This window comes from Streptomyces sp. NBC_00569 (genome assembly GCF_036345255.1).
Classification (GTDB): Bacteria; Actinomycetota; Actinomycetes; order Streptomycetales; family Streptomycetaceae; genus Streptomyces.
In genome coordinates this window covers 5929993-5955406 of the sequence record NZ_CP107783.1, presented here as the reverse complement: position 1 = coordinate 5955406, position 25414 = coordinate 5929993, and the positions used below count along the sequence as shown (strand labels likewise).

The 25414-nt window shown below is 71.3% G+C and carries 26 protein-coding genes; 7 read left to right on the top strand and 19 right to left on the bottom strand.

Going from position 1 to position 25414, the window contains the following annotated elements; all coding sequences use genetic code 11:
• Position 1 precedes the first annotated feature (1 nt).
• A complete protein-coding gene (purE, locus tag OHO83_RS26870) occupies positions 2–529 on the bottom strand; it encodes a 5-(carboxyamino)imidazole ribonucleotide mutase (protein ID WP_266671248.1) in 528 nt (175 codons plus the stop codon).
• The gene (locus OHO83_RS26865; RefSeq protein ID WP_266671250.1) at positions 526–1689 is read right to left on the bottom strand and encodes a 5-(carboxyamino)imidazole ribonucleotide synthase; all 1164 of its coding nucleotides are present in this window, start codon (positions 1687–1689) and stop codon (positions 526–528) included. The genes purE and OHO83_RS26865 overlap by 4 nt, the downstream gene beginning before the upstream one ends.
• Before the next feature lie 123 nt (positions 1690–1812).
• Here OHO83_RS26865 and OHO83_RS26860 point away from each other — a divergent pair, with 123 nt between their 5' ends.
• A complete protein-coding gene (locus OHO83_RS26860) occupies positions 1813–2355 on the top strand; it encodes a GtrA family protein (RefSeq protein WP_330279808.1) in 543 nt (180 codons plus the stop codon).
• Positions 2356–2397: 42 nt separating this feature from the next.
• On the opposite strand, the gene OHO83_RS26855 is transcribed toward OHO83_RS26860, so the two are convergent.
• Positions 2398–3672, bottom strand: coding sequence for an ATP-binding protein (locus OHO83_RS26855; protein WP_266671254.1), 1275 nt, complete (start codon positions 3670–3672; stop codon positions 2398–2400).
• Positions 3673–3687: 15 nt separating this feature from the next.
• Positions 3688–4365, bottom strand: a complete 678-nt coding sequence (locus OHO83_RS26850) for a response regulator transcription factor (RefSeq protein WP_116512611.1) — start codon at positions 4363–4365, stop codon at positions 3688–3690.
• 491 nt (positions 4366–4856) lie between these two features.
• Here OHO83_RS26850 and OHO83_RS26845 point away from each other — a divergent pair, with 491 nt between their 5' ends.
• Positions 4857–6344, top strand: coding sequence for a peptide MFS transporter (locus tag OHO83_RS26845; protein WP_266671257.1), 1488 nt, complete (start codon positions 4857–4859; stop codon positions 6342–6344).
• An 85-nt stretch (positions 6345–6429) separates the two neighbouring features.
• Here the strand turns inward: OHO83_RS26845 and OHO83_RS26840 are convergent, their stop codons facing one another.
• The 6 genes from OHO83_RS26840 to OHO83_RS26815 all read right to left on the bottom strand — a co-directional run bounded on the left by OHO83_RS26840 (position 6430) and on the right by OHO83_RS26815 (position 11882).
• On the bottom strand, positions 6430–7710 hold the full coding sequence (locus OHO83_RS26840; protein WP_266676402.1) for a hypothetical protein: 1281 nt from the start codon (positions 7708–7710) through the stop codon (positions 6430–6432).
• Positions 7711–7748: 38 nt separating this feature from the next.
• Positions 7749–8879, bottom strand: coding sequence for a hypothetical protein (locus OHO83_RS26835; protein ID WP_330279807.1), 1131 nt, complete (start codon positions 8877–8879; stop codon positions 7749–7751).
• Positions 8876–9841, bottom strand: a complete 966-nt coding sequence (locus tag OHO83_RS26830; RefSeq protein WP_330279806.1) for a COG1470 family protein — start codon at positions 9839–9841, stop codon at positions 8876–8878. The genes OHO83_RS26835 and OHO83_RS26830 overlap by 4 nt, the downstream gene beginning before the upstream one ends.
• A 52-nt stretch (positions 9842–9893) precedes the next feature.
• Positions 9894–10583: an LPXTG cell wall anchor domain-containing protein gene (locus tag OHO83_RS26825; protein ID WP_266671263.1), complete on the bottom strand. Its 690-nt coding sequence runs from the start codon at positions 10581–10583 to the stop codon at positions 9894–9896.
• Positions 10584–10777: 194 nt separating this feature from the next.
• Entirely contained in the window at positions 10778–11299 is a 522-nt protein-coding gene (locus tag OHO83_RS26820) for an ATP-binding protein (RefSeq protein ID WP_266671265.1), read from the bottom strand.
• 214 nt (positions 11300–11513) lie between these two features.
• A complete protein-coding gene (locus OHO83_RS26815; protein WP_266671267.1) occupies positions 11514–11882 on the bottom strand; it encodes an STAS domain-containing protein in 369 nt (122 codons plus the stop codon).
• 262 nt (positions 11883–12144) lie between these two features.
• Between OHO83_RS26815 and OHO83_RS26810 the strand changes: the two genes are divergently transcribed.
• Positions 12145–13029 (top strand): RNA polymerase sigma factor SigF, encoded by an 885-nt coding sequence (locus OHO83_RS26810; protein ID WP_116513615.1) that lies wholly within the window; start codon positions 12145–12147, stop codon positions 13027–13029.
• A 73-nt stretch (positions 13030–13102) separates the two neighbouring features.
• On the opposite strand, the gene hutI is transcribed toward OHO83_RS26810, so the two are convergent.
• The 4 genes from hutI to hutU all read right to left on the bottom strand — a co-directional run bounded on the left by hutI (position 13103) and on the right by hutU (position 18652).
• Positions 13103–14272: an imidazolonepropionase gene (hutI, locus tag OHO83_RS26805; RefSeq protein ID WP_266671269.1), complete on the bottom strand. Its 1170-nt coding sequence runs from the start codon at positions 14270–14272 to the stop codon at positions 13103–13105.
• Between the two features lie 164 nt (positions 14273–14436).
• Positions 14437–15774: a formimidoylglutamate deiminase gene (locus tag OHO83_RS26800; RefSeq protein WP_266671271.1), complete on the bottom strand. Its 1338-nt coding sequence runs from the start codon at positions 15772–15774 to the stop codon at positions 14437–14439.
• Entirely contained in the window at positions 15765–16967 is a 1203-nt protein-coding gene (locus OHO83_RS26795; protein ID WP_330280795.1) for an allantoate amidohydrolase, read from the bottom strand. Before OHO83_RS26795 ends, OHO83_RS26800 begins: the two co-directional genes overlap by 10 nt.
• 20 nt (positions 16968–16987) lie before the next feature.
• On the bottom strand, positions 16988–18652 hold the full coding sequence (hutU, locus tag OHO83_RS26790) for a urocanate hydratase (protein ID WP_266671273.1): 1665 nt from the start codon (positions 18650–18652) through the stop codon (positions 16988–16990).
• Between the two features lie 425 nt (positions 18653–19077).
• Here hutU and OHO83_RS26785 point away from each other — a divergent pair, with 425 nt between their 5' ends.
• From OHO83_RS26785 to OHO83_RS26770, 4 genes are read left to right on the top strand one after another with little or no spacing between them, the layout of a single operon-like run.
• On the top strand, positions 19078–19476 hold the full coding sequence (locus OHO83_RS26785; protein ID WP_266671275.1) for a hypothetical protein: 399 nt from the start codon (positions 19078–19080) through the stop codon (positions 19474–19476).
• Between the two features lie 59 nt (positions 19477–19535).
• Positions 19536–20270: a transcriptional regulator gene (locus OHO83_RS26780; RefSeq protein ID WP_266676406.1), complete on the top strand. Its 735-nt coding sequence runs from the start codon at positions 19536–19538 to the stop codon at positions 20268–20270.
• A 38-nt stretch (positions 20271–20308) separates the two neighbouring features.
• The gene (locus tag OHO83_RS26775) at positions 20309–20782 is read left to right on the top strand and encodes a roadblock/LC7 domain-containing protein (protein ID WP_266671277.1); all 474 of its coding nucleotides are present in this window, start codon (positions 20309–20311) and stop codon (positions 20780–20782) included.
• Positions 20783–20822: 40 nt separating this feature from the next.
• Positions 20823–21197 (top strand): hypothetical protein, encoded by a 375-nt coding sequence (locus tag OHO83_RS26770; RefSeq protein WP_330279805.1) that lies wholly within the window; start codon positions 20823–20825, stop codon positions 21195–21197.
• 22 nt (positions 21198–21219) lie between these two features.
• On the opposite strand, the gene OHO83_RS26765 is transcribed toward OHO83_RS26770, so the two are convergent.
• The 5 genes from OHO83_RS26765 to OHO83_RS26745 all read right to left on the bottom strand — a co-directional run bounded on the left by OHO83_RS26765 (position 21220) and on the right by OHO83_RS26745 (position 25414).
• Positions 21220–21795 (bottom strand): hypothetical protein, encoded by a 576-nt coding sequence (locus OHO83_RS26765; RefSeq protein ID WP_266671282.1) that lies wholly within the window; start codon positions 21793–21795, stop codon positions 21220–21222.
• 87 nt (positions 21796–21882) lie between these two features.
• Complete coding sequence (locus tag OHO83_RS26760; protein WP_330279804.1) at positions 21883–22308, bottom strand: hypothetical protein; 426 nt, start codon at positions 22306–22308, stop codon at positions 21883–21885.
• A 72-nt stretch (positions 22309–22380) separates the two neighbouring features.
• Positions 22381–23781: a purine-cytosine permease family protein gene (locus OHO83_RS26755; RefSeq protein ID WP_329434880.1), complete on the bottom strand. Its 1401-nt coding sequence runs from the start codon at positions 23779–23781 to the stop codon at positions 22381–22383.
• A gap of 14 nt (positions 23782–23795) precedes the next feature.
• Positions 23796–24731 (bottom strand): ABC transporter substrate-binding protein, encoded by a 936-nt coding sequence (locus OHO83_RS26750; RefSeq protein ID WP_329434878.1) that lies wholly within the window; start codon positions 24729–24731, stop codon positions 23796–23798.
• A gap of 11 nt (positions 24732–24742) precedes the next feature.
• Complete coding sequence (locus OHO83_RS26745) at positions 24743–25414, bottom strand: ABC transporter permease (protein ID WP_116512595.1); 672 nt, start codon at positions 25412–25414, stop codon at positions 24743–24745.

Below are 25414 nucleotides of genomic sequence, written 5' to 3'. Positions count from 1 at the left end.
GTCACTTCCCGAAGCCGAAGCCGGACGCGCCCTCGACCTTGGCGCGCAGTCGCTTGCCCTTCTCCGTGGCCTGGTCGTTGAGCTCCTGCTGGAACTCCCGCATGCGGCCGAGGAGTTCCTCGTCGTGGGCGGCGAGGATCCGGGCCGCGAGCAGGCCCGCGTTGCGCGCGCCGCCGACGGAGACGGTGGCGACGGGGACGCCCGCGGGCATCTGCACGATGGACAGCAGGCTGTCCATGCCGTCGAGGTACTTCAGCGGGACCGGGACGCCGATGACGGGCAGCGGGGTCACGGAGGCGAGCATGCCCGGCAGGTGGGCGGCTCCCCCGGCACCCGCGATGATCGCCTTGAGGCCGCGGCCGTCGGCGTGCTCGCCGTACGCGATCATCTCGCGCGGCATGCGGTGCGCGGAGACGACGTCCACCTCGTAGGGGATCTCGAACTCGTCGAGAGCCTGGGCGGCGGCCTCCATGACGGGCCAGTCGGAGTCGGAACCCATGACAATGCCAACGACAGGGGACGTGCTCATTCGGTGATCGTTCCTCTGAGGTAGCCGGCTGCGTGACGGGCGCGCTCCAGCACGTCGTCCAGGTCGTCGCCGTAGGTGTTGACGTGGCCGACCTTGCGTCCGGGCTTCACGTCCTTGCCGTACATGTGGATCTTGAGCTTCGGGTCACGGGCCATGCAGTGCAGGTACGCGGAGTACATGTCCGGGTAGTCGCCGCCGAGGACGTTGCACATGACCGTCCAGGGGGCGCGCGGGCGCGGGTCGCCGAGCGGGAGGTCGAGGACGGCGCGGACGTGGTTCGCGAACTGCGAGGTCACGGCCCCGTCCTGGGTCCAGTGGCCGGAGTTGTGCGGGCGCATCGCCAGTTCGTTGACGAGGATGCGGCCGTCGCGGGTCTCGAAGAGTTCCACCGCGAGGTGCCCGACGACACCGAGCTCCTTCGCGATGCCGAGGGCCAGCTGTTCGGCGCGCAGGGCGAGGCCCTCGTCGAGGCCGGGGGCGGGCGCGATCACCGTGTCGCACACGCCGTCGACCTGCCGGGACTCGACGACGGGGTAGGCCACGGCCTGGCCGTGCGGGGAGCGGACGACATTGGCCGCGAGCTCCCGTACGAAGTCGACCTTCTCCTCCGCGAGGACGGGGACGCCGGCCTTGAAGGGCTCGGCCGCGTCCTCCAGGGACCGTACGAACCACACCCCCTTCCCGTCGTAGCCGCCGCGCACCGTCTTGAGGATCACGGGGAACCCGTCACTGGTGGAATCGCCGCCAGCGGCGCCCTCCGCCGCGAAGGCCGCCACGTCGGCGGGGTCCTTCACCAGGCGGTGGCGCGGACAGGGAGCACCGATCTGCGTGAGTCTCGCGCGCATCACACCCTTGTCCTGGGCGTGCACCAGAGCGTCGGGTCCGGGGCGCACGGGGATGCCGTCCGCCTCCAGGGCCCGCAGGTGCTCCGTGGGCACGTGCTCGTGATCGAAGGTGATCACGTCACAGCCCCGCGCGAAGTCACGCAGCGTGTCCAGGTCGCGATAGTCGCCTATGACGACTTCGCTGACCACCTGCGCCGCGGAATCCTGAGGAGTGTCACTGAGGAGCTTGAACTTGATGCCGAGCGGGATGCCCGCCTCGTGTGTCATACGAGCGAGCTGCCCCCCGCCGACCATGCCGACTACCGGGAACGTCACACCCCCAGGGTATCGGCCGACCCGCGGTGCCAGGATTACCGGCGTCCCCAGGCGCCCGACCAGCCGCCTGGTTAGCATGACGGGGTCGATATATCGGAATCTACGGGGGCTGGGGCGAGCACGATGAACGGACCTGCCACATGGCGTGCGCGGCTCGACCAGCTCGGCCGCGAGGTCGCCAAGTTCGGGGCCGTGGGCGCGCTCGGAACGCTGGTGAACTTCGGCGTCTCCAACTTTCTGTGGCACACCACGAGCCTTCAGGCCGTGCGGGCCAACATCATCGCCACGGTCATCGCGATCGCCGTCAACTACGTGGGGTTCCGCTACTTCACCTACCGTGACCGCGACAAGAGCGGCCGGACGCGGGAGCTCTCGCTCTTCCTGGCGTTCAGCGCGGTCGGCCTGGTGATCGAGAACGGCGTCCTGTACGTGGCGATCTACGGCTTCGGCTGGGACAGCTCGCTCCAGCGCAACATCTTCAAGGTCATCGGCATCGGCATCGCGACGCTGTTCCGCTTCTGGTCGTACCGCACGTGGGTCTTCAAGACCCTGCCCGGCCACGAGACCGTCACCCGCGCTGAATCGTTCCTGGAGACCGGGGACGGCCGGGACGGGCCGGACGGACGCGAGGACCGCCGCTCCGACGTGCAGCGCACCCACCGCTGACCGGGCCGGGTCCGCTCCCCCAGCCGCCGACCCGCCGGCCGGCTAACGGACCGTCTCGGGCCCGTCGCCGGGCGCCGGCTTCTTCAGCGGCGTACGCGACAGGAACAGCCCGAACACCGGCGGGTTCGTCTGGAGCATCTCCAGGCGGCCGCCGTCCGCCTCGGCCAGGTCGCGGGCGACCGCGAGGCCGATACCCGTCGAGTTGCGGCCGCTGATGGTCCGCTCGAAGATCCGCGCGCCCAGATCCCCCGGCACCCCCGGCCCCTCGTCCGTGACCTCGACGACGGCCTGGTTGCCGATGACGCGGGTGCGCAGCGCGACGGTGCCGCCGCCGTGCATGAGCGAGTTCTCGATCAGCGCGGCAAGGACCTGGGCGACGGCGCCCGGCGTGCCCACGGCCTTCAGATGCCGCTTGCCCGAGGAGACGATGGCGCGGCCGGCGCTGCGGTAGGCCGGGCGCCACTCCTCCAGCTGCTGCTTGATGACCTCGTCCAGGTCGAAGGAGACCGCGGAGCCGGTACGCGGGTCGCGGGAGTTGGTCAGCAGCCGCTCCACGACGTCCGTGAGGCGCTCGACCTGCGCGAGCGCGATCGTCGCCTCCTCCTTCACCGTGTCCAGGTCGTCGGTGACGGTGATCTCCTCCAAGCGCATGGAGAGGGCCGTGAGGGGCGTACGGAGCTGGTGCGAGGCGTCGGCGGCCAGGCGCCGCTCGGCGGTCAGCATGCGGGCGATCCGCTCGGCGCTGGAGTCGAGGACGTCCGCGACGCGGTCCAGCTCGGTCACCCCGTAGCGGCGGTGGCGGGGGCGGGGGTCGCCCGAGCCGAGGCGCTCCGCGGTGGAGGCGAGGTCGGTGAGCGGGGACGTGAGCCGGTTGGCCTGGCGCACGGCGAGCAGGACCGCGGCGATGACGGCGAGCAGCGCCACCCCGGCGATGATCAGCAGGGTGCGGCCGACCTCGCGGGTGACGGAGGAGCGCGGCTCCTCGACGGTGACCGTCTCGCCCTTCTCGCCCTTGGCGGTGGCCTGGATGACGTCCCCCGCGGGGCGCTCCCCGATCTCGATGGGGGCGCGCTCCGGCAGCTCGATCCTGGCGTACCGGTCGGGGCCGACCTGGTTCCTCAGGATCGCGCCGGTGACCTGTTCGTCACCGAGGAGCCGGCTGTCGACGATGCTGACGAGCCGGACCGCCTCGGAGTCCACCCGCTCCTGGGCGCTGTTGGTGATCGTGCGGGTCTCGACGATGACGAGCGAGACCCCGAAGACAGCGATCACGACGAGCACGACGGCGAGCGTGGAGTTGATCAGACGGCGGCGCATAGCTGTACCCGTACGTCAGCTCTTCTCGAAACGGAAGCCGACGCCGCGCACCGTGGCGATGTAGCGGGGGTTGGCGGCGTCGTCGCCGAGCTTCTTGCGCAGCCAGGAGATGTGCATGTCGAGGGTCTTCGTCGAGGACCACCAGGTGGTGTCCCAGACCTCGCGCATCAGCTGGTCGCGGGTGACGACGCGGCCGGCGTCGCGCACCAGGACCCGCAGCAGGTCGAACTCCTTGGCGGTGAGCTGGAGTTCCTCGTCGCCCATCCACGCGCGGTGCGACTCGACGTCGATGCGGACGCCGTGCGTGGCGGGCGGCTGCTGGGGCTCGGCGGCGCCGCGCCGCAGCAGGGCCCGTACACGGGCGAGCAGTTCGGCGAGGCGGAACGGCTTGGTGACGTAGTCGTCGGCGCCGGCGTCCAGGCCGACGACGGTGTCCACCTCGTCGGCGCGCGCGGTCAGGATGAGGATGGGCACCGTGTGCCCTTCGGCGCGCATCCGCCGGGCGACCTCGAGGCCGTCCATGCCGGGCAGTCCCAGGTCGAGTACGACGAGGTCGATGCTGCCCTGCAGTCCGGCGTCGAGCGCGGTCGGGCCGTCCTCACGCACCTCGACCTCGTAACCCTCCCTGCGCAGGGCACGGGCCAGTGGCTCCGAGATGGACGCGTCGTCCTCGGCGAGCAGTACACGGGTCATGCAGTGATGGTAGTCCGCGCCGGACCGCGGCCGGGGGGTGATCCACCAGGGCCGAGACCTGGCCGGGCGGGCCTGCGGCTGTGGGATGAGATCCTGGGAGACGCCTTCGAATCCGCGTGAACGGTTCCGTCAGGACCTGTGATCCATCTCTCAAGTCCTTCCATATGCCGCACTGTCGTGTCGTATGGTGAATCAACGCCTGATGCACTAAAGAACGGCCTTTGAGCGCACCGCGCTGCGAAGGTCTCTTTCATGTGTGAGCTGGTCACCGCCAGCGTTGCAGGAATGACCTTTGGGCCGGACCCCGGACGCGAAGTCGCGTACGGGGTGTGGATCTCGGGACAGCCGTACCTGGCCTCCGTAAGCGTCTTCGTACGCGGAGGCGATCCCCTGTGGATGTGGGGATGAGGACGGCAGGTCCCGGTGCCGGCCACCCCCCACTGGCCGCGCGGTCACCCACGACCCGCGACCCGTACCAGCAAGGACCCTCCATGGCGACCAGCCTGACGAAGGAATCCACCGGGGCACCCTCCGGCGGCAAGACCTTCTTCGGCCACCCTCGCGGTCTGGCCACTCTGTTCATGACCGAGATGTGGGAGCGTTTCTCCTACTACGGCATGCGCGCCCTGCTTCCGCTGTACCTGGTGGCCCCCGAGGGGCTCGGCCTCGACGCGGGCACCGCGATCGCCATCTACTCCGTCTACGTCTCGACGGTGTACCTGCTCGCCATGCCCGGTGGCTGGTTCGGTGACCGCGTGTGGGGTCCCCGCAAGACGACCGCGATCGCCGGTGCGGTGATCATGCTCGGTCACCTGCTGCTGGCCGTCCCGTCGAACGGCGTCTTCTACGTCGGTCTGCTCTTCGTGGCCGTCGGTTCGGGTCTGCTGAAGTCCAACATCTCGACGATGGTCGGCCACCTCTACAACGGCCCCGACGACCCGCGTCGTGACGGCGGATTCACCGTCTTCTACATGGGCATCAACCTCGGCGCGTTCGCCGCGCCGCTGGTCATCGGCACCGTCGGCCAGAACGTGAACTGGCACATCGGCTTCGCGCTCGCCGCGGTCGGTATGGCGATCGGCCTCGGCCAGTTCCTGCTGGGCACCCGCCACCTGTCGGAGACGTCGTCGGTCGTCCCGAAGCCGCTGGACGCCGCCGAGCGCGCCGCCACGCTGAAGAAGTCGATGATCTGGCTGCTCATCGCGGTCGTCTTCTACGGCATCGTCGTGGGCACCGGCACCTACACCCTGAACTGGGTGATGGTCCCGCTCATGCTGATCGGTCTGATCGTCCCGATCATGGTCCTCGGCCGCATCAAGCGCGACAAGGAACTGACGAGCGCCGAGCAGTCGAAGGTCTCCGGCTACATCTGGTTCTTCGTCGCCGCCGCCGTCTTCTGGATGATCTACGACCAGGGTGGCTCGACCCTGTCGATCTTCGCCGACAGCCACGCCAACACGAGCGTCCTCGGCTGGGACTTCCCGGTCTCCTGGTTCCAGTCCGTGAACCCGGTGATCATCATGGCGCTGGCCCCGGTCGCCGCCATGATCTGGCTGGCGCTGGCCCGCAAGGGCAAGGAGCCGAGCACGGTCACCAAGTTCTCGCTGGGTCTGGCCCTCGTCGGTATCTCCTTCTTCGTCTTCCTGCTGCCGCTGACGGCCGCGGGCGACGGCAAGGTCAGCCCCTGGTGGCTCGTCCTGATCTACTTCATCCAGACGGTCGGTGAGCTGACGCTCTCCCCGGTCGGCCTCTCGGTGACCACCAAGATGGCCCCGGCGAAGTACGGCTCCCAGATGATGGGTGTCTGGTTCCTCGCGGTGACGGCGGGCGACGCGGTGACGGGTCTGCTCTCCACCTACGGCGCCGACCTCAACGGCTCGGGCGTCGTGGCCCTGGAGGCCGCACTCGCGGTGATCGCGGGTGGCGCGGTCTTCATGTACCGCAAGAAGGTCAAGGAGCTCATGGGCGACGTCCGTTAGTCGCTCCGCTCGGCCAGCTGGCATCTGAAGGGCCGCCGCACCGGATTCGGTGCGGCGGCCCTTCGGCGTTGCGGGGAGTCTCCGGTCAGCGCAGCCTGGCCCGCCGCTTCGGCAGGAACGTGAAGACCGCTCCGCCCAGCAGGATCACCGTGCCCGCGACCAGGCCGAGGGCGCGCAGGATGCCGTCGTTCGAGGAACCTGTCTCCGCGAGGCCGCCGGAGGTGTCCGCGCCGCCCGCCGAGCCGCCGGCCGAACCCGAGCCGCCGGCCGCGCCGCCCGGCTGGGCCGCCGTGTCGATCTCCAGGGAGACCTCCGTCTTCGACGGGGTGCACGTCGTCGTCGTGCCGAGGGCCTTCACGGTGAGGACCCCGGGCGACAGCGTCGACTTGCCGTCGGCTCCCGGCTTGTAGGTGCCCGTCAGATCGGGGATGTTGATGGGCTCACCGGACTTGATGGGCTCCTTGTTCGTGGGGCCCTCCACGTGCACGGTGCCCTTGTCGGCGCCGCCCAGCTTCACCTCCATCGACGGCTTGACCGAGTCCGCGGGGATGTCGGCCGGGCTGTCCATGACGGACTTCTTGAACTGGACCGTGAGGCCGTAGTTCCCGCCGTCCTTCTTCGCGTTGATCTGCACGGGCGAGGTGGCGCTCTTGTCGCCGATGGGCGTCTTGCACTTGTACGGGATCTGGACTTCCTTGCCGGTGAAGTCGCTCTTCCCGCCACCGCTGCCACCGGTGTCGCTGCCGGAGCTGGGGGCGCCGGTGGGAGTGCTACTGGCGCTGCCCGTCGGCAGGCCCGTGGGGAGCCCCGTGGGCAGTCCCGTCGGAAGCCCGGTGGGCAGCCCGCCCGTGGTGGCGCCGCCCGCGTCGGTGACCTTGATGGTCGCGCCGGGCTTCACGGCCTCCTTGGGCGAGCACTTGGTGTCCGTCGAGATCGGCTTGCTGACGTTGATGTTGTACTTGTCAGGGGTCAGCGTCACCTCGCCGGGCGCCGTCAGCTTGATCTTGCCCTTCATGTCGGACAGCACCATGGGGCTGTTCTTCTTGATCGGCGGGTTGCTGCGCGTGCCCTCCACCGCCAGGTCCGCGGTCTGCGCGCCGCCCACCTTGACGGTGCCGGTGGGCTTGACGGTGTCCTTGTCCAGGTCGAGGACGTCGGGGTTGTTCGAGGCGGCCTGGGTCGTCTTCCAGACGACCTCCACCTCGTCCCCCACCTTCGCCTCGGCGGGCGCCGTGATCTCCACCTTGGTCGTGCCCTCCACGGGGGGCAGGCCGGAGATCGAGGGCGGGATGCACTCCGTCTTGTACGCGACTTCGGCGGCCTGTGCCGGTGCGGCGGCGAGCAGGAGGCCCGCACCGCCCAGCATCAGGGCGACGCCGGCCGCGCTCACTCTCCGTTGGGTGCTCACGTGTTTCCCTTCGTTGTCGGGCTGTTGTCTGACGGTGCGGAGAGCTGACCGGCCGGTGCGCCCGGATCGGTGTCCGGGGTGAACCAGGGCAGGGCCGTAGTGGTGGGGGTGCCGGTTCCCGTGGTGTCGCGCGGCGGCCTCGCGGCGCGCCGGGAGACCTCGGGCATGCGCAGCTTCGGTACGCGCGCGGCCAGTTCGGGAAAGTGCAGCGCGCCCCGGTGCCGGCCCGCGCCGCCGGACCGCCGAGGGCGGACACGGTCGACGACGGCCATCCCGATCCGGAACACGGCGGCCGGTACGACGACGCAGAGCAGGATCCAGAAGAGCGTCACGCCCCAGGGGCGGCCCACGCCCCACGGTTGCTCGGCGAGGACCTTGCCGCCGAACTTGAGGGAGACCAGGTAGTTGCCGTGTGCCCCCGAGGTGAGCTCGACGGGCAGCTTGATCTGCGCCTTCCTGCCGGGGGCGATCGTGCCGCGCCACTGCTGGTCCTCCCACTGCGGGGCGAACACGCCGTGGGAGGTGCCGACCTGGAAGACCGGGTCCTTGAGGGGGGCCGAGCCGACGTTGCCGACGGTGAAGACGAAGGTGCGCGACGCCGGGGCGCCGAACCAGGTCAGGACGCCGCTCGAACCGTCGAGCCGGGTGTCGGTGAGGACGGACAGCTTGCCGCCGCCCGACTGCGCGGGCAGCGCCTTGACCGGATGGCCAGCGACCTTGAGCACCGCGTCCGCCTGGGCCTTGTCGCCGGTGACGGTCGCCACGTGGACGACGCACGGGCAGGGCACGGGCGGCTCGGCGACCGGGAGCTTCTTGCTGAAGGTGCCCTTGTCCCCGGTGGTGACGGCGCGGCCGTCGGCGTTGACGCAGGAGTTCGTGCCGCCGATGACTCCCCTGCCGGGTTCGGACTGGCCGCAGATCAGCAGCATGAGCAGTGTTCTGGGACGCCAGCCCGAGCCGCTGACGGTGATCGAACCGCCCGTGCCCGCCTGGGACTTGGAGAGGGTGACGGCCGGCCCGTCGGCGGCGGAGGCGGCCTGCAGCGGCAGGGCGACGAGGCCGAGCGCGGTGACGAGGACGAGCGCTGCCGCCCACAGCCGGGGCCCGCAGCGGTGGCGGCGGTTCATGACCAACTCCCTTGGATCTCTTGGCTCCCGTGGTTCCCGCTGTTCGCGCCGTTCTCGCCCTTGCCGCCGTTCGCAGGCCGCCGTCGGCGTACGAACCAGAAGGCCGCGCCCCCGGCGGCCAGGATCACCGTGCACGTTCCGGCGACCGCCGCCCACGGCACGAACCGCTTCGTCGCCGTCGCCTCGTCGTGCGCTCCGCCCCCGGCCGTGACCGTGAGCCGCACCCGGACCGAGTCGAGGGCGGGGGTGTTCTTCCAGGGCTCGCTGAGGGTGACGCGACGGCCCGGCAGCAGCTCGACCGGCAGGGTGCGCGGGCGCCGGTCGAGCGCCCGGCCGAGTACGCCGTCGGCGCGCACGGCGAGCCTCGGGGTCAGGACGGTGTTGCCGCGGTTGACGAGGTCGTACGAGATCCGGCCGCCGGTGACCCGGACCCGCTCGACGGTGAGCGCCGAGAGGGTGGGGCCGCTGACCCGCAGATGGACGCTGACCCCGGAGTCCCGTCCGTTCGCGCTCACCACGACGGCGCCCGGGTGGTCGCCGGGTGCGGCGTCGGCCGGGACGGTGACGGTGAAGGGCACCTCGGCGCGGGTGCGCGCCGGGATCTTCACCTCGCGCCGGGCGAAGGCGATCCACGCGCCCGTGTCGGTCGACCTCGCGCGCAGGGAGAGGGCGCCGGTGCCGGTGTTGTCGGCGTCGGCGCCACGCAGCCGTACGGTCAGGGGGCGGGCGCCGGGGTTGGTGACGGCCACCTTGTCCTGGAGCACGGTGCCGGGCACCCCCTCCGCGTAGAAGTAGGGGCGCCCGTCCTGCGCGGGCCTGGTGCCGCCGCCGGCCGACGGCGAGACGGACCAGGCGGGCGCCGAGCCGGCCGCGGCCGCCGGGACCCCCGCCCCCGCGGTCAGCAGGACGGCGGCCCCGCACAGCGCGCGCAGGCGGGCGCGAGCCCGGGGACTGGACGGCATCGGCGGCTCCAGGTCGTCGCGTACGGATGTCGGACGGGCACGGCCGCCGAGGTCAGCGCGCCGCCTGGTTGCGCCGCGTCAGCCACAGCACGCCCGCGGCGCCCGCCAGCAGCACCGTGCCGCCGAGGGTGCCGAGCGCGATCGCGGAGTCCTCGGGTCCCGTCTGCGGCAGTTCGCCGCCGGACGGGGTGCTCTGCGAGCCGCCCGAAGTGCCGCCGCCCCCGGCCGACTTGACGTCCAGGGTCAGTGACGGCTTCGGACTGTTCGCGGGTGTGCACGTGGTCGTGGTGCCGAGCGCCTTGATGGTGAGGACACCCGCCGTGAAGGTGACCTTGCCGCTCTTCGCCGGGGTGTAGGTGCCCGACAGGTCACTGATCTTGATGGGGGTGTTGGCGGGGACCGCTTCCGCGTTCGGCGGCCCGGACACCGGCAGGGAGCCGGTCTCCGCGCCGCCCAGCTTGATGACGGCGCTGGGCTTCATGGCGCCCTTGCCGAGCTCGACCGGGCTGGACGAGACGCCCTTCTGGAAGGACATGGTGATCTTGTAGCCGCTGCCGCTCTTCACGCCCTTGATGTCGATCGGGGAGACCGCTCCCTTGTTCCCGATCGGCGTCTTGCACTGGTAGTTGACGTCCTGCACATCGGCCTGGGCTGCGGGGGCGGCCATCAGCACCCCGGAGCCGGCCAGGGCCGCGGCCAGCGCGAGCGCTGCCGTTCGCTTCTGGTACGTCCGGTACGACACCTCGAGTTCCCCTCATGCCGGGAGTTCCTGAGTTGCACGCGCCAAGTTACTGACGGCACATCAGATTGGGCGCTCAAGGTACGCCGGGGACCTTGTCGAGGGAAGACATAAGTGCGCGCCGGATCCGATGGGATCCGGCGCGTGCGAAGAGACGTGCGAACCCGGGGTAACCCCAGGCCCCCCAAGGGCTCCCGTCAGGCGGGCGCCCCGACTTCGGCCCACACGGTCTTGCCCGGGACGCCGGCGGTCCTGACGACTCCCCAGTCCACGCACAGGCGCTGCACGATGAACATCCCGTGCCCTCCGGGACGGCCGGCGCGGTGCGGGTTCCGGGGCGTGGGCTGTCCGGCCCCCCGGTCGGCGACCTCGATGCGCAGCACCTTGCTGTCGCAGGAGATGCGCAGCTCCTCGGGACCCTCGGCGTGCAGACAGGCGTTGGTGACCAGCTCGGAGACGACGAGCAGGACATCCTCGGCGGCGGCCCGCCGGTCGGCGGTGTCCGCAGGCATCCAGCCCCACGCGTGCAGCGCCTCGCGGGTGAAGTCACGGGCCAGGGGGACGATGCCGGCCGCCCCGACCAGGTTCAGCCTGCGGCTCTGGTGCCCGGCTGCCCGCCCGACGTCGACGGGGGACAGACCTGGCGTGCCACCGGTTTCGCCGGCGGCTTCCGGCTCCGGGCCGCGGTCGCCCGGCGAGTAAGGCCGGGTGGTGCTCATCAGCACTTCACCTCACCGAGACTCTTGACGTGTGATGTGTGGAAAAGATCCGCCGTGGCGGCGTGGTCCGGCGTGGGACCCAGCATGTCTCCTGCCCGACCGATCCGTGAGAACACCCACTTGTTCGGCATGGCTGGTGTGACACTGGTAACGCCTCGATCACGTAGAGACAACTGACGCGTAACTTCCGTGCTTCACCTGCGTACGCGTCCCGTCACTCGTCGAGAGCCGCGGCCAGCGACTCATGAACGGTGAAGACGGCCTCCGCGCCGGTGATCTCGAAGACCCGGGCCACCACGGGCAGCATCCCGGCCAGATGGACTCCGCCACCGGCGGCCTCCGCCTTGAGGCGGGCACCCAGCAGCACATTGAGCCCGGTCGAATCACAGAACTCCAGGCGTGAGCAGTCGATCACCAGCCGTGAGAATCCCGCGGTGAGACAGCTCTCCAGCGGTTCTCGCAATAGATCGGCGGTGTGGTGATCCAGCTCACCCGCCGGAGTCACGACGGCGCTGGCGCCCTCTTCCCGCACCTCGACCAGAAGCCGGCCCCGATGCGCGCTGCCGACTGTCCCGCGGTCCATGACGTCTCTCTCTTCCGAGTCTGCTCGACCGTCGTGGCTGTTCATTGACGCCCTCGAACACTACGCCTTCAGTATGCCCTCCGGTACCCGAACAACCCCTAGGAAACGGACATTTACGCACAGAACGCACTTGCGGGCAGAGCGTAAAAGCGGGTAGGCCTAGTAAGGACAGCTATCGACCACGGCCGGCTTTGGAGGCGCCGCACACCGCAGTGCACGTATTGGCATCGGCAGCCATATGCCGAGAACGATGGAGGACATCATGTCACCCCGGCTCGACGAATCGCGTACTGACCAGGCGTCGACGTCGACACCCCCACCGGAACACGAGGCCTTCGACAACCTGGCCGGCCTGCCGGAGATCCCGCCTTTCGACGAGGTGGCCCCCCAGGACGCACGGGCCCTGTCCAAAACGCTCTTCGAGCGGCTGGAGTCCCTCGAAGAGGGCACCCACGAGTATTCGTATGTCCGCAACACGCTGGTTGAACTCAATCTCGCCCTGGTGAAGTTCGCGGCGTCCCGGTTCCGCTCCCGCAGCGAGCCGATGGAGGACATCATCCAGGTCGGCACGATCGGCCTGATCAAGGCGATCGACCGCTTCGAGCTGAGCCGTGGCGTCGAGTTCCCCACGTTCGCGATGCCGACCATCGTCGGCGAGATCAAGCGCTTCTTCCGTGACACGTCCTGGTCGGTCCGCGTTCCGCGGCGGCTCCAGGAGCTTCGTCTCGACCTTGCCAAGGCGGGCGACGAACTCGCCCAGCAGTTCGACCGCGCACCGACGGTGGGCGAGCTCGCCGAGCGCCTGGGCATCACGAACGACGAGGTCGTCGAGGGCATGGCCGCCTCCAACGCCTATACGGCCAGCTCCCTGGACGCACAGCCCGAGGAGGACGACTCCGAGGGCGCGCTCGCGGACCGCATCGGGTACGAGGACCACGGGCTCGAGGGCATCGAGTACGTCGAGTCCCTGAAGCCCCTGATCGCCGAACTCCCGTCCCGGGACCGGAAGATCCTCTCCCTGCGCTTCGTCGCCAACATGACGCAGTCGGAGATCGGTGAGGAGCTGGGCATCTCGCAGATGCACGTGTCCCGGCTGCTGTCGCGCACGCTGGTGCGCCTGCGCAAGGGCCTCACGCTCGAGGAATAGCCGTCACGCCGGAGCCATGACCTCCCTCGCCTCCGCGCATGCGATGCAGCGCGGAGGCGAGGTGTTTTGCGGCTCAGGCGGCGCGCACTCCGCGCCGCCAGACCGCCGACACCAGCGGCACGCCCGGCCGGTAGGCCAGGTGCACATGGCTCGGCGCGTCGAGCAGGGCCAGGTCCGCGTACGCGCCCGGCGCCACGCGGCCGACGTCGTCGCGGCGCAGCGCCCGCGCGCCACCCGCCGTCGCGGACCAGATCGCCTCGTCCGGCGTCATCCCCATGTCCCGTACGGCCAGGGCGATGCAGAACGGCACCGAGGACGTGAAGGACGAGCCCGGGTTGCAGTCCGTGGACAGCGCCACGGTCGCTCCCGCGTCCAGGAGGCGGCGGGCGTCGGGCCACTCCGCGCGCGTGGAGAACTCGGCGCCGGGCAGCAGCGTGGCGACCGTCCCGCTGTTGGCGAGGGCGTCGACGTCCGCGTCCGTGAGGTGCGTGCAGTGGTCGGCGCTCGCCGCGTCGAGTTCGACCGCGAGCTGGACCCCGGGCCCATGGCCGAGCTGGTTCGCGTGGACGCGGGGGTGCAGACCGCGGGCCTTGCCGGCCGTGAGGATCGCGCGGGCCTGGTCGCCGTCGAAGGCGCCCTTCTCGCAGAAGACGTCGACCCAGCGCGCGTGCGGGGCGCAGGCGTCCAGCATCTCGCCGGTGACGAGCGCGACGTAGGCGGCCGGGTCGTCCGCGTAGTCCGGCGACACGATGTGCGCGCCGAGGTAGGTGACCTCGTCGGTGTGCCGCGCCGCGATGCGCAGCGCCCTCTCCTCGTCGTCGGTGGTCAGCCCGTAGCCCGACTTCGTCTCGAACGTCGTCGTGCCCTGGCGCAGCGCCTCGGCGAGGTAGTGGGTGAGGTTCGCCTCCAGCTCCGCGTCCGTGGCGGCGCGGGTGGCCGCGACCGTCGTGCGGATGCCTCCGGCGGAGTAACTGCGGCCCGACATACGGGCGTTGAACTCCTGGGTGCGGTCGCCCGCGAACACCAGGTGGGAGTGCGAGTCGACGAAGCCGGGGATGACGGCGCGGCCCTCGGCGTCGTGGGTGGCGTCGGCGGCGGGGGCCTTCGCCTGCGGCCCCACCCAGACGATCCGGTCGCCCTCGACGACCACCGCCGCGTTCTCGATGAGCCCGAGCGGGCTGTCGCCGTGGGCCGGGTCGTTGGTGACCAGGGAGCCGATGTTGGTGATGACGGTGGTGGTCATGGTTCCTCTCCGTGGGTGGGGGATGTGTTTTCCCCGAACCCGCCCCTTCCCGAATCCGGGGCTCCGCCCCGGACCCCGCTCCCCAAGCGCCGGAGAGGCTGTTTTCCAGCCCGTCCGGCGATCGAGGAGTTCGGGGAAGGGGCGGGGTCGGGGAGACGGAGCGTCTACGCCCGCAGCGCCCCGATCGCCGCGGCCAGCGCCCCGGGGACGTCTCCGACCAGCTCGTGCCGGCCGTCACGGACGATGTGCCGGCCGCCCACGACCGTGTGCCGCACATCCGCGGCCGACGCCGCGAACACCGCCGTCTCCGCCCCGAGGCGCGGCACCGGGCCCGCCGTCCGTACGGAGTCCAGCGCGACCGTCGTGAGGTCGGCGAGGGCCCCGCGTTCGATCCGGCCGGCGTCGTTCCAGCCGAGCGCCGCGTGGCCGTCGGCCGTGGCGGCGCGCAGCAGCGCCGCCGCCGTCCAGTGGCCCCGCGTCCGCGTGCGCAGCCGCTCGTTCAGCTCCATCGCCCGCGCCTCTTCGAAGAGGTCGATGACGGCGTGGCTGTCCGAGCCCAGGGAGAGCGGTGAGCCCTCCTTCTGGAGGGCGACGGCGGGGCCGATGCCGTCGGCCAGGTCGCGTTCCGTGGTGGGGCACATGCACGTGCCCGTCCCGGAACCGCCGAGCAGGGCGATGTCCTCGTCGGTGAGGTGCGTGTTGTGGACGCCCGTGGTGTTCGGGCCGAGCACGCCGTGGTCCGCGAGGAGCCGGGTCGGCGTGCAGTCGTGCGCGGCCAGGCACGCCTCGTTCTCCGCGGTCTGCTCGGAGAGGTGGACGTGCAGGGGCGCGCCGCGCGTGCCCGCCCACTCGGCGACCGTGTCGAGCTGGTCCGCGGGGACGGCCCGTACGGAGTGGATCGCCGCGCCGATGCGCGCGTGGTCGCGGTCCTTGAGGAGCGTGGCCCGCTCGGCCCACGCCTCGGTGGTGCCGTCGGAGAAGCGCCGCTGGTGGCGGTCCGGCTCCTTGCCGAAGCCCGAGGAGACATACGCCGTGTCGAGGAGCGTGATGCGGATGCCGGCCTCGGCGGCCGCCGCGATCAGGGCCTCGCCCATCGCGTTCGGGTCGTCGTACGGGGTGCCGCCCGGCGCGTGGTGCAGATAGTGGAACTCGCCGACGGTGGAGATCCCGGCGAGCGCCATCTCCGCGTACACCGCCCTGGCCAGCGCGTGATACGTGTCCGGGGTCAGCCGGTCCGCGACCGAGTACATGACCTCGCGCCACGTCCAGAACGTGCCCGAGCCCACCTGGACGGTGGAGCGCAGGGCGCGGTGGAAGGCGTGGCTGTGGGCGTTGGCCAGGCCGGGGACGGTCAGGCCGCGCAGAACGGTCGCGCCGGGGGGCGGGGTGCCGACGCCGGTGCGCACGTCCGCGATGCGGCCGTCCCGCGACACCTCGACGACCACGCCCGGCTCGACCTCCGGGTCGAGCCAGGCATGCTCCAGCCAGTACGTCACCTGCACGCCAAGCCCTCCAGTACGTCGGCGAGTGCGCTCACCCCGGCGAGGCAGTCGTCCTCCGCGGCGTGTTCGGCCGGGGAGTGCGAGACGCCCGTGGGGTTGCGCACGAACAGCATGGCGGTCGGCACGGAGTCCGCGAGGATTCCGGCGTCGTGTCCCGCGCCGGTGCCGAGCACCGGGACGGTGAGCCGGTCGTCGGTGCCGAGGATGCGGCCGAGCTCGTCGCGCAGCGCGTGGTCGAACTCGACGACCGGCGTGAACGACTCGCGCACGGTCTCCAGGTCGATGCCGTGCGCGTCGGCGTATTCGCGGGCCGCCTTCTCGACGGCCGTGACGACCGTGTCGAGGGTCTGCTGGTCGGCGGCGCGGGAGTCGAGCCAGCCGCGGACCAGGGACGGGATGGCGTTGACGCCGTTCGGCTCGACGGAGATCTTGCCGAACGTGGCGACGGCGCCCGCGAGTTCCGCCTCGCGGCGGGCCGCGAGGACGGTCTGCGCGTACGACAGCATCGGGTCACGGCGGTCCACGAGACGCGTGGTGCCCGCGTGGTTGGCCTCGCCGCGGAAGTCGAAGCGCCAGCGGCCGTGCGGCCAGATCGCGCTCGCGATGCCCACGGCGTCGCCGGACAGGTCCAGGGCACGTCCCTGCTCCACGTGCAGCTCGACGAAGGCGCCGATGCGCGCGAGCCGCTCGGGGTCCGGGCCGATCGCCTCCGGGTCGTGGCCCGCCCGCTCCATGGCCTGCGGGAGGCTGACGCCGTCGCCGTCCCGCAGCTGCGCCGCCTGCTCCGGGGTGAGCCGGCCCGCGGTGAGGCGGGAGCCGACGCAGGCGAGGCCGAACCGGGCCCCCTCCTCGTCACCGAAGTTGGTGAGGGCGAGGGGGCGGGTGAACTCCGCTCCCCTGCGGCGGAGTTCGTCGAGGGCGGCGAAGGACGACACGACCCCGAGGGGCCCGTCGAACGCGCCGCCGTCCGGTACGGAGTCCAGGTGGGAGCCCGTGACGACGGCGTCCCCCGCGGCGGGGTCGCCGAGCCAGGCCCACTGGTTGCCGTTGCGGTCGAGTTCGTAGGTCAGGCCGCGGGACTCGGCCTGGTCCTTGAACCAGGCCCGGCAGTCGGTGTCGGCGGCGGTCCAGGCGTAGCGGCGGTAGCCGCCGCTCCCGTCGTTGCGGCCGATGGGCGCGAGATCGCGCCACATCTCGCCGAAGGAAGGACTCGTCACGCGTCGTCACCCTCGCGCATCGGCACCCGCACCCCGCGCTCGGCCGCGACGTCGGCCGCGTGCTCGTAGCCCGCGTCGACGTGGCGGATGACGCCCATCGCCGGGTCGTTGGTGAGGACGCGCTCGATCTTCTGCGCGGCCAGCTCGGTGCCGTCGGCGACGCAGACCTGGCCGGCGTGGATGGAGCGGCCCATGCCGACACCGCCGCCGTGGTGGAGGGAGACCCAGGAGGCGCCGGAGGCCGTGTTGACCAGGGCGTTGAGCAGCGGCCAGTCGGCGATGGCGTCGGAGCCGTCCTTCATGGCCTCGGTCTCGCGGTACGGGGAGGCGACCGAGCCGGAGTCGAGGTGGTCACGGCCGATGGCGACCGGGGCGGAGAGCTCGCCGGAGGCGACCATCTCGTTGAACTTCAGACCGGCCAGGTGGCGCTCGCCGTAGCCGAGCCAGCAGATGCGCGCGGGCAGGCCTTCGAAGGCGATCCGCTCGGCGGCCATGTCGATCCAGCGGTGCAGGTGCTTGTTCTCCGGGAACAGCTCCTTGATCGCCTTGTCCGTCTTGGCGATGTCCTCCGGGTCGCCGGACAGGGCGGCCCAGCGGAACGGGCCGAGGCCCTCCTCGAACAGCGGGCGGATGTGCGCCGGAACGAAGCCGGGGAAGTCGAAGGCGCGCTCGCAGCCCGCCTTGCGGGCCTCGTCGCGGATGGAGTTGCCGTAGTCGAAGACCTCGGCGCCGCGGTCGAGGAAGCCGATCATGGCCTCGACGTGAAGGCGCATCGAGTGGCGCGCCTTGTCGGTGAAGCCGGCCGGGTCGGCCTCGCGCTCCTTGTCCCAGTCCTCGACCGAGATGCCGACGGGCAGGTAGGCCAGCGGGTCGTGGGCGGAGGTCTGGTCGGTGACGATGTCGATCGGGGCCTCGCGGCGCAGCAGCTCCGGGAAGATCTCGGCGGCGTTGCCCACCACGCCGATGGACAGGCCGCGGCGCTCGTCGCGGGCCTGGACCGCGAGCTCCAGGGCGTGGTCCAGGTTGTCGGCCTTCACGTCCAGGTAGCGGGTGCCGATGCGGCGGTCGATGCGGGTCTCGTCGACGTCGACGCAGAGGGCGACGCCCTCGTTCATGGTGACGGCGAGCGGCTGGGCGCCGCCCATGCCGCCGACGCCGGCGGTGAGGGTGATGGTCCCGGCGAGGGTGCCGTTGAACTTCTTGCGGGCGACGGCGCCGAAGGTCTCGTAGGTGCCCTGGACGATGCCCTGCGAGCCGATGTAGATCCACGAACCGGCCGTCATCTGGCCGTACATGGTCAGGCCCTCGGCCTCCAGCTTGCGGAACTCCTCCCAGTTCGCCCAGTCGCCCACCAGGTTGGAGTTGGCGAGCAGCACACGCGGCGCCCACTCGCTGGTGCGCATGACACCGACCGGCTTGCCGGACTGCACGAGGAGGGTCTCGTCCGACTTCAGCGTCTTGAGCGTGCGCACGATCGCGTCGTACGCCTCCCAGGAGCGGGCCGCTTTGCCGGTGCCCCCGTAGACGACCAGCTTGTCGGGGTGCTCGGCAACCTCCGCGTCGAGGTTGTTCATGAGCATCCGCAGGGCGCCCTCCTGCTGCCATCCCAGGGTGTTCAGTTCCGTACCGCGCGGGGCTCGTACGGGGCGGGGTCCTGACATGGCTGCCTCCTAGAAACTGTTGACGTAGTTATTCACATCCTGGCGTTCTGAATAGAGCTAGTCAATACATCTCCGCGGCCGGTTGCCGCGCCACCTCGCCGGACAGGAGTGATCGCCTGGTCGCGGGGATCGCCGGGAGGGCCGGAGACGGCGCGCCGGGGACTAGGGTCGGGGGTGCCGCCGGAGGTCCGAGAGGGCTCCTGCGGGGGCTTAGAGGGAGCTCTGGGAGCGCTCCGGGAGGGTCATGCGGAGGGGCTTCCTCCGGGCACGTCGATGTCCCCGACTCCCGCGATTATCAGGCTGGTTGGCGGATTTTAGTCGCTCCACGCATGTTCCACTGGAAAATGCCAGAACCCTCACCTGGGCTCCGTACGTTGCGTAGCGTCGTGCACACGGCCGAACGTCACGTACGGGAGGAGTCCGGTGTGCCCGGAATCGACGAGTGCCTGCTGGAAGCCATGCGGCTGCCCGGTGCGCGGGGTGCCTCCGTGGTCGACTGGACCAGCGGTCTCGCCCTCGGCACCGTCGGGGACTCGCCGAACGGGGACCACGAGGCGACCGCCGCGGAGGCCGCCGAGCTGGCCCGGATGACGGCCGAGCACCGCGCCTTCGCGCCCACCGGCGGCGCCGACTGGTCCGCCGGCGAGCCGCCGGTCGAGGACGTCATCGTCACCAGCCGGGACGGCTATCACGTACTGCGCTTCGTGCGGACCACGTTCGACAGCAGCGTCTTCCTCCATCTCTGGCTCGACCGGGAGCAGGGCAACCTGGCGCTGTCCCGCATCCGGCTCGGCGAGATGGCGGACCGGCTGGTGCTCGGGTGACCACGACGGCGGCGGCCAGGACCGAGGGCCGCACCACGACATCGGCCGGAGTCTCCCCGATGCTGCGCCGCCTCGCCGAGGAGCGGGCCACCGGCGCCCTGCTGCGCGACCGCGGCACGCTCTACCTCGCCGACGGACAGGTCGTGCACGCCGAGAGCCCCGCGACGCCCGGCATCGACGTCCTGCTCACCACCGGCGGCGCCCTGCACCCCGACGGCTGGTGGGAGGCCGTCGACGCGGCCGGGACCCGGCAGCGGGTCGGCCGGTACCTCGTGGAGAGCGGCAGGCTCACCGACGGCGCGCTCGAACTGTGCCACCTGGGCGCCCTCTACGACGCGGCGTTCTTCGCACTCGCGCCCAGCGGCGCCCCGGCCCGCTTCCGCTACGGCGCCGCCCACTGGTTCGGCACCGTCCACCCCGTCTCCGTCGCGTCCGTGGAGGCCGAGACGCTGCGCCGGCGCGAGCTGCTGCACGGCATCTGGCCCGACGCCGCCGCCGACACGGCACCCCTCGAGCGGGGCGGCGGCCACAGCCCCGCGGTCCCGCCGCGCCAGCGCGCCGTGCTCGCCCTGGTCGACGGGGTGCGCACCGCGGCCGACATCTCCCACGTCCTCGGCAGGCCCGCCTTCCACACCCTGGTGGACCTGCGCAGGCTCGCCGCCGCCGGCCTCGTACGGGCCGCGGCACCGCGTCCGCTGCCGCCCCCGGCCACGCCCACCTGGGCGGGCGCGGCGTCGACCGACCCCGATGTCGCCCTGTTACGCCGCCTCAGAGACGCGCTGGAGGCCCTGTGAGACGCGCGCTCCGCCAGCGTGCCGAGAGGAGACAGCTGATGACGGCCGAGGCCGAAGTCCTCGAAGAACTGCACCGGTTGAGAGCCCGCGTGCCCCGCCTCACGGGCGCGCTCGCGGCAGGTGTCGACGGGCTCGTCCTCGCCCACGACACCCCGGGCGTGGAGGCCGAGGGCATCGCCGCGCTCACCGCCGCCGCGCTCGGCGTGGCCCTGCGCATGGCCGACGCGACGGGGCGCGGCGACCTGCGCGAACTCCTCGTGCGCGGCACGCACGGCTATGTGGCCACCTACGCGGCCGGCCCGTCCGCGGTCCTGACGCTGCTCGCGGACGACCAGGTCAGCGTCGGCCGCCTGCACCTGGAGGGCCGCCGCTGCGGGGCGCGCATCGGCGAACTCGTGGCGGACGTCCTGACGCCCGTCGAACCGCCCGCGCCCGACCGGCGCCAGCCCCGGCCGTCAACCCGGCAACAGCGGCTGCCCACCCGCCCCGTACCGCCCCAGTCAACTTCCTGAGCGAAACCACCGCACACGCGATCCCTCGAAAGGACCGACCATGGCCAACACCGAAGCCGCCCTCAAGGACGCCGTCACCTCGATCGAAGGCGCCACAGCAGCCGCGCTCGTCGACTACACCAGCGGCATGGCGCTCGGCACCATCGGCAGCACCAAGGACTTCGACCTCGAAGTGGCCGCCGCGGGCAACACCGACGTCGTGCGGGCCAAGCTCCGCACCATGGAGCACCTCGGCCTCAAGGACGAGATCGAGGACGTCCTGATCACGCTCGGCACCCAGTACCACCTGATCCGCCTGCTGTCGGGGCGTTCGGGCAACGGTCTCTTCCTCTACCTGGTCCTCGACAAGAGCCGCGCCAACCTGGCGATGGCGCGCCACCAGCTGAAGAAGATCGAGACGGACCTCGAGGTCTGAGCCCTCCGGCCCGCACGCCCGGTCAGGGGCGGCGCCGCGCCCCACCGGGTGCGGCGTCGCCCGCGCCGGTGCCCGTCGACCGGTAGCCCTTGACGCGGGTGCCCGCGGGATTGCCCGCGCGCCCGTCGAGCCAGTCGACCCGTACCCACAGGAGCTGGTCGTCGCGTCGTTCCAGGCGGCCGAGGCGGGTCGCCCGCAGCCACAGGCCGGCGCCCGTGCCGGCGACGAGGAGGCCGCCCGCGGCGGGCAGCGCGAAGGCGGAGCCGAGAGCGGCGAGGAAGGCGAGGAGCAGCCACCAGCGGTGGCCGCGGCGCCAGTTGCGCACCGTCACCGCGCGGTCCTGGAGGACGTCGTGCTTGCCCGCGCGCGACGCCGAGCGCGCCAGACCCGCGTGGCGCTTTCGCCGGACGCCCGCGACCGTGGCCGCCGAGAGCAGGAAGAGGACCGCTCCCGCGAGCACGCCGATACGGCGGCCGGTGAGTCCCGGTGGGAGCACTCCGATGCCCGCGGCGCACACCCCGAGCCACCACAGGGGCACGGCCCCGGCCCTCACGACCACCGCCACCCGGGCCAGACCCTGCCCACCGCGCGTCGCCACGTCCGCCACCTCCGCACTCCGGTGTCACATCGACCGGGCGGAGACTAACGAGGCAATCTGAGGGCTCCCTGAGAGCGGGCCGGAGGCTCAGTCCTCCCAGTCCGAGGTGTCGCGGCGCTCCTTGCGCGACCCGAAGCGCGGCATCCACCGCACCGCGTGCAGCGCGTTCACCCCGACGATGCCCGTCCAGGCGATCAGCAGGCCGGGCAGACCGGCGTTGACGACGGCGATCGCGGACAGCGGGACGGCGAGGACCAGGGAGACGATGCCGAAGCCGAAGCGCTCGCCCCAGCTGTCGCTGTCGCCGCGCGGGGAACGCGAGCCCCGCGCGACGACCATCTGCTGCTCCGCCAGCTGCCGCTGCACGCGGCGGTCCACGGCACCGTCGAGGCGCTGCTCGACCTTGTCCAGGAACGAGTCGACGAGCGCGGACTCGTACTCCTCGCCGAGTTCCCTGCGTGCGTGCAGGGTGGCGTCGAGTTCCTTCTTGAGTTCGGCGTCACGGGCTTCCATACCGCCCCACGGTACGGAGCCGGCGCCGCCGTGACAGTGGGGCTAACCCCCCTCTTGTCCCTGGGCCGGGCCCTACTCGGCCGCCACCGGCTCGCGCAGCGTCCGCTCGGGGATGTGCGCCGTGTTGCGCCGGGCCACGGCCCAGTACAGGACGGCCGGCACCACGAGCCCCACGATCCAGGAGATGTCGGCGCCGCCGAGCGGCTCGACGAGCGGGCCCGTGTAGAAGTGCGTGGCGAGGAACGGGAGCTGCGCGAGGAGCCCGATCCCGTACACGGTGAGCGCGTCCCAGCGCCAGGCCCCGTAGCGCCCGTGCGGGTCGGAGAGGGCCGGGATGTCGTACCGCTCCTTGGAGATCAGGTAGTAGTCGACCAGGTTGATCGCCGACCAGGGCGTGAAGAACGTCAGCAGGAACAGCAGGAAGTCCTTGAAGGACGACAGGAAGCTGTCCTTGCCGACCAGCGCGACCGCCGTGCCCGCGACCATGATCAGCGCGATGTACACGGCCCTGGCGCGCTGCGAGAGGACCTTCTGCCCGCGGAATCCGCTGACGCTCGTCACCATCGACATGAAGCCGCCGTACGTGTTGAGCACGTTGATGGTCAGCTTGCCGAGCGCGATCACGAAGTACAGGAACGAGGCGATGATCCCGGCGCCGCCGAGGCCGACCACGTAACTGACCTGGTTGTCGAGGAACTTCGCGCCCGCCGTCGCCGCGACGAGGACGCCGAACGTCATCGACCACTGCGAGCCGATCGCCGACCCCGACAGCGTCCACCAGAACGTGGACTTCGCCGACGTCGTGCGGGGCAGATAGCGCGAGTAGTCCGCGACGTACGGTCCGAAGGCGAGCTGCCAGGACGCGGAGAGCGAGATGGCGAGCAGGAACATCGGGGCGTCGAAGTGCGCGTCGTGCAGCAGCGCGGACAGGTCGACCCGGTCCAGGAGCCGGATGCCGAGGTAGACGAAGGCGATCGCGCACACGATGCTGGCGACCCGGCCGAGCGCGTGGATGACGCGGTAGCCGACGGTCGCCATCACCCCGGTGACCAGGGCGAACACGATGATGCCCGTGGTGTCCCCGGTGTGCGTGAGCTCGCCGACGGCCTGCCCGGCGAGCACGCTGCCGCTGGCGAAGAACCCGACGTACATCAGGATCACCAGGAGCAGCGGGACGACCGCGCCGCGCACACCGAACTGGGCGCGGGACTGGATCATCTGCGGCAGGCCGAGCCTGGGGCCCTGTGCCGAGTGCAGTGCCATGACGGCGCCGCCCAGCAGGTTGCCGACGACGAGTCCGACGAGCGACCAGACCACGTCACCGCCGAAGACGACGGCGAGCGCGCCCGTCACGACGGCGGTGATCTGCAGGTTCGCGCCGAGCCAGAGCGTGAACTGCGAGAACGCCGTGCCGTGGCGTTCCGCGTCGGGTACTACGTCGATGGAGCGCCGCTCCACGAGTGCTTCGGCCATGATCCGACTCTCCTTCAGCCCTTGCTGATCCCGTGCTGACGCGCGTACGCGTCGGCGACGTCCTGGGGATCCTTCTTGTCCTTGTCCACCTGCCGGTTGAGCTCGGTGAGCTGCTCCGTCGTCAGTACGTTGCCCAGGCGCGCGAGCGCCTTGCGGACCGTCGAGTCGGCCTTGCGGTCGGCGACGAGCGGGACGACGTGCTGGCCGGGGACGAGGTTCTTGGGGTCGGTGAGGACGACCCAGTGGTTGTCGACGATGTCCGTGTCGGTGGTGAAGAGGTTCGCCACGTCGACGTCGCCCTTCTTCAGGGCGCCCTTGACCAGCGGCCCCGACGAGTCGAGGGACTTGAACTCCTTGAACTCGACGCCGTACACGTCCTTCAGGCCGACCGCGCCGACCTGGCGCTTCTTCACCTCGGGGGCGGCGCCGATGACGAGCTTGCCGTTGTGGTTCGCCAGGTCGGCGAGCGAGGTCAGCTTGTACTTCCTGGCCGTCTCGCGGGTGACGACGAACGCGTCGGAGTCCTCCGCCAGGCCGTAGGGCAGGATCTGCAGGCCCTTGGGCAGGGCGACGGCGAGGGCGTTCTGCATCTCGCCCTCCTCGGTGGCCTTCGACTTCGGGTCGAGGTAGTGCAGGAGGGCGCCCTGGTACTCGGGGAGCAGGTCGATGTCGCCGCCCTCGAGGGCGGGGATGAGGATCTCGCGGGTGCCGAGGTTGGGGCGGACCTTCGTCTTCACGCCGGCCGCTTCGAGGGCGGCCGCGTACAGGTAGCCGAGCACCTGGTTCTCGGTGAAGTTGGCGGTGCCGATGGTGACGCCGTTCTTGCTGGAGCCGCCGCCCCCGCCGCCCGAGCCCTGGCCGTCGAGAGAGGTGATGCCGCCGCTGCACGCGGCGAGCGCGGGGACGGAGGCTGCGGCGAACAGTCCGCCGATGACAGTCCTGCGGTTCATCTTGCGTGCTCCTAGGCCGACTTGGCGGGGCGGTGGCGGAAGAGGGCGCGCTGCAGTGCCGAGAGCGCGAGGTCGAGTACGACGGCGACGACCGCCACGAGGACGGCACCGCCGAGCACCTGCACGAGGTCGCGCTGGGCGAGCCCGTCGAAGACGTAGCGGCCGAGGCCGCCGAAGGAGACGTACGCGGCGATGGTCGCCGTGGCGACGACCTGGATCAGGGCGAGCCGCAGGCCGGTCATGATCAGGGGCATCGCGAGCGGCAGCTCGACCTGGAACAGGACCTGGTGGCCGCGCATGCCCTGGCCGCGCGCCGCGTCCTTGACCTCCGGGTCGACGGCGCTCATGCCCGCGTACGTGTTGGTGACGATCGACGGGACCGCGAGGGCCACGAGAGCGATGTAGACCGGCCACATGGACAGGCCGCTCGCCAGGAAGACGAGGACGACCAGGCCGACGGTCGGCAGCGCGCGCCCGAAGCTGGACAGGTTGATCGCGAGGAACGCGCCGCGCCCGGTGTGGCCGATGAGCAGGCCGAGCGGCAGTGCGATGACGGCCGCGATGAGCGTGGCGAGCAGCGAGTACTGGAGGTGCTCGGCGAGGCGGTGCCCGATGCCGTCGGGGCCCGCCCACTGGTCGCCGTCGACCAGCCACGCGCCGAGGTTCTTGAAGAGCTCGTACAT

What these genes read in the sequence shown, in the direction of transcription:
- OHO83_RS26760 (WP_330279804.1), bottom strand. Translation starts at nt 22,308, where the DNA reads ATGGAAGCCCGTGACGCCGAACTCAAGAAGGAACTCGACGCCACCCTG.
- hutU (WP_266671273.1), bottom strand. Translation starts at nt 18,652, where the DNA reads ATGTCAGGACCCCGCCCCGTACGAGCCCCGCGCGGTACGGAACTGAAC.
- OHO83_RS26840 (WP_266676402.1), bottom strand. Translation starts at nt 7,710, where the DNA reads ATGCTGGGCGGTGCGGGCCTCCTGCTCGCCGCCGCACCGGCACAGGCC.
- OHO83_RS26775 (WP_266671277.1), top strand. Translation starts at nt 20,309, where the DNA reads ATGACGGCCGAGGCCGAAGTCCTCGAAGAACTGCACCGGTTGAGAGCC.
- OHO83_RS26780 (WP_266676406.1), top strand. Translation starts at nt 19,536, where the DNA reads ATGCTGCGCCGCCTCGCCGAGGAGCGGGCCACCGGCGCCCTGCTGCGC.
- OHO83_RS26835 (WP_330279807.1), bottom strand. Translation starts at nt 8,879, where the DNA reads ATGAACCGCCGCCACCGCTGCGGGCCCCGGCTGTGGGCGGCAGCGCTC.
- OHO83_RS26860 (WP_330279808.1), top strand. Translation starts at nt 1,813, where the DNA reads ATGAACGGACCTGCCACATGGCGTGCGCGGCTCGACCAGCTCGGCCGC.
- OHO83_RS26810 (WP_116513615.1), top strand. Translation starts at nt 12,145, where the DNA reads ATGTCACCCCGGCTCGACGAATCGCGTACTGACCAGGCGTCGACGTCG.
- OHO83_RS26745 (WP_116512595.1), bottom strand. Translation starts at nt 25,414, where the DNA reads ATGTACGAGCTCTTCAAGAACCTCGGCGCGTGGCTGGTCGACGGCGAC.
- OHO83_RS26845 (WP_266671257.1), top strand. Translation starts at nt 4,857, where the DNA reads ATGGCGACCAGCCTGACGAAGGAATCCACCGGGGCACCCTCCGGCGGC.
- OHO83_RS26770 (WP_330279805.1), top strand. Translation starts at nt 20,823, where the DNA reads ATGGCCAACACCGAAGCCGCCCTCAAGGACGCCGTCACCTCGATCGAA.
- hutI (WP_266671269.1), bottom strand. Translation starts at nt 14,272, where the DNA reads ATGACCACCACCGTCATCACCAACATCGGCTCCCTGGTCACCAACGAC.
- OHO83_RS26830 (WP_330279806.1), bottom strand. Translation starts at nt 9,841, where the DNA reads ATGCCGTCCAGTCCCCGGGCTCGCGCCCGCCTGCGCGCGCTGTGCGGG.
- OHO83_RS26850 (WP_116512611.1), bottom strand. Translation starts at nt 4,365, where the DNA reads ATGACCCGTGTACTGCTCGCCGAGGACGACGCGTCCATCTCGGAGCCA.
- OHO83_RS26750 (WP_329434878.1), bottom strand. Translation starts at nt 24,731, where the DNA reads ATGAACCGCAGGACTGTCATCGGCGGACTGTTCGCCGCAGCCTCCGTC.
- OHO83_RS26855 (WP_266671254.1), bottom strand. Translation starts at nt 3,672, where the DNA reads ATGCGCCGCCGTCTGATCAACTCCACGCTCGCCGTCGTGCTCGTCGTG.
- OHO83_RS26820 (WP_266671265.1), bottom strand. Translation starts at nt 11,299, where the DNA reads ATGAGCACCACCCGGCCTTACTCGCCGGGCGACCGCGGCCCGGAGCCG.
- OHO83_RS26755 (WP_329434880.1), bottom strand. Translation starts at nt 23,781, where the DNA reads ATGGCCGAAGCACTCGTGGAGCGGCGCTCCATCGACGTAGTACCCGAC.
- OHO83_RS26795 (WP_330280795.1), bottom strand. Translation starts at nt 16,967, where the DNA reads ATGTGGCGCGATCTCGCGCCCATCGGCCGCAACGACGGGAGCGGCGGC.
- OHO83_RS26815 (WP_266671267.1), bottom strand. Translation starts at nt 11,882, where the DNA reads ATGGACCGCGGGACAGTCGGCAGCGCGCATCGGGGCCGGCTTCTGGTC.
- purE (WP_266671248.1), bottom strand. Translation starts at nt 529, where the DNA reads ATGAGCACGTCCCCTGTCGTTGGCATTGTCATGGGTTCCGACTCCGAC.